We start from the raw sequence: 2,052 nt of genomic DNA on the forward strand, positions 1-2,052 counted from the left end.
GCGGCTTCGCCGGTCGCCCCGGCGGCGGTGGCGGCTTCGGTGGCCCCGGTGGTCGTCCCGGCGGCAACCGTCCCGGTGGCCGCGGTGGCACGCAGGGCGCGTTCGGTCGCGCCGGTGGCCCGGTCCGACGCGGACGCAAGAGCAAGCGCGCGAAGCGTCAGGAATTCGACCAGATGCAGGCACCCGCCATCGGCGGCGTGCGTGTGCGCAAGGGCAACGGCGAGACGATCCGTCTCACCCGCGGTTCGTCGCTGAGCGACTTCGCCGACAAGATCGGCGTCGACGCGGCATCGCTCGTCGAGGTGCTGTTCCACCTGGGCGAGGTCGTCACGGCCACCCAGTCGGCCAACGACGAGACGCTGCAGCTGCTCGGTGAAGAGCTCAACTACACGGTCGAGGTCATCTCGCCCGAGGACGAGGACCGCGAGCTGCTCGAGTCGTTCTCGCTGGAGTTCGGCGAGAACGAGGGCGACGACGCGGACCTCATCGCGCGGCCGCCGGTCGTCACGGTCATGGGTCACGTCGACCACGGCAAGACCAAGCTCCTCGACGCGCTGCGCTCCAGCAACGTGGTCGACAAGGAGGCCGGTGGCATCACGCAGACCATCGGCGCCTACCAGGTCGCCACCGAGGTCGAGGGCGACGAGCGTCGCATCACCCTGATCGACACCCCCGGTCACGAGGCCTTCACGGCCATGCGTGCCCGTGGTGCGCAGGCGACCGACATCGCGATCCTCGTGGTCGCGGCCGACGACGGCGTCATGCCGCAGACGGTCGAGGCGCTCAACCACGCGAAGGCGGCCGGCGTGCCGATCGTCGTCGCGGTCAACAAGATCGACAAGCCCGACGCCGATCCGACCAAGGCTCGCGGTCAGCTCACCGAGTACGGACTCGTGCCCGAGGAGTACGGCGGCGACACGATGTTCGTCGACGTCTCGGCCAAGGCCGGGACGGGCCTGGAGGACCTGCTCGCCGCAGTCGTGCTGACCGCGGACGCCGAGCTCGACCTGCGCGCCAACCCGACGCAGAACGCCGAGGGCCTGGTCATCGAGGCGCACCTGGACCGTGGTCGCGGCCCGGTCGCCACGGTGCTGGTGCACCGCGGCACCCTGCGCGTGGGCGACTCGCTCGTCGCCGGACCGGCCTTCGGTCGTGTCCGCGCGATGCTCGACGAGCACGGCGAGAACATCGAGGAGGCCACGCCGTCGCGTCCCGCGCTCGTGCTCGGCCTCACCGCCGTTCCCGGCGCCGGCGACAACTTCATGGTCGTCGCCGACGACCGCCTGGCTCGCCAGGTGGCCGAGAAGCGCGAGGCGCGCGAGCGCAACGCGCTGCTCGCCAAGCGCAGTGGTCGCCGCACCCTCGAGGACTTCATGTCCTCGATGGAGAAGGGCGAGACCGACGAGCTGCTGCTCATCCTGAAGGGTGACGGCTCCGGCTCGGTCGAGGCTCTCGAGGACGCGCTCGCCAACATCGACGTCGGCGAGGAGGTCGACCTGCGGGTCATCGACCGCGGCGTCGGTGCGATCACCGAGACCGACGTCAACCTGGCTGCCGCGTCGAACGCCGTCATCATCGGCTTCAACGTCCGGCCGCAGGGCAAGGCCACCGAGCTCGCCGACCGCGAGGGCGTCGAGATCAAGTACTACTCGGTGATCTACCAGGCGATCGACGAGATCGAGGCGGCCCTCAAGGGCATGCTCAAGCCGGAGTTCGAAGAGGTCCAGCTGGGCACGGCGCAGATCCGCGAGATCTTCCGCTCGTCCAAGATCGGCAACATCGCCGGCTGCATGGTCACGAGCGGCACGCTGCGGCGCAACGCCAAGGCTCGCCTGCTGCGCGACGGTGCCGTGGTGGCCGACAACCTCGACCTCTCGAGCCTGCGGCGCGAGAAGGACGACGTGTCCGAGGTCCGCGAGGGCTTCGAGTGCGGTCTGGTGCTCCGTGGCTACGGCGACATCAAGATCGACGACGTCGTGGAGATGTTCGAGCTGCGCGAGAAGCCGCGCGCCTGATGTTCGACCCCTCGACGGGGGGGGGGGGGGGGGGGCG

1 protein-coding gene is annotated in these 2,052 nt (G+C 70.1%); it reads left to right on the top strand.

Going from position 1 to position 2,052, the window contains the following annotated elements; all coding sequences use genetic code 11:
• On the top strand, nt 1–2,015 hold a 2,015-nt coding region (infB, locus tag NUV38_RS14285; RefSeq protein ID WP_257729763.1), incomplete at its 5' end, for a translation initiation factor IF-2.
• Nucleotides 2,016–2,052 lie beyond the last annotated feature (37 nt).

The organism is Aeromicrobium sp. 50.2.37, from assembly GCF_024655735.1.
Taxonomy (GTDB): Bacteria; Actinomycetota; Actinomycetes; order Propionibacteriales; family Nocardioidaceae; genus Aeromicrobium.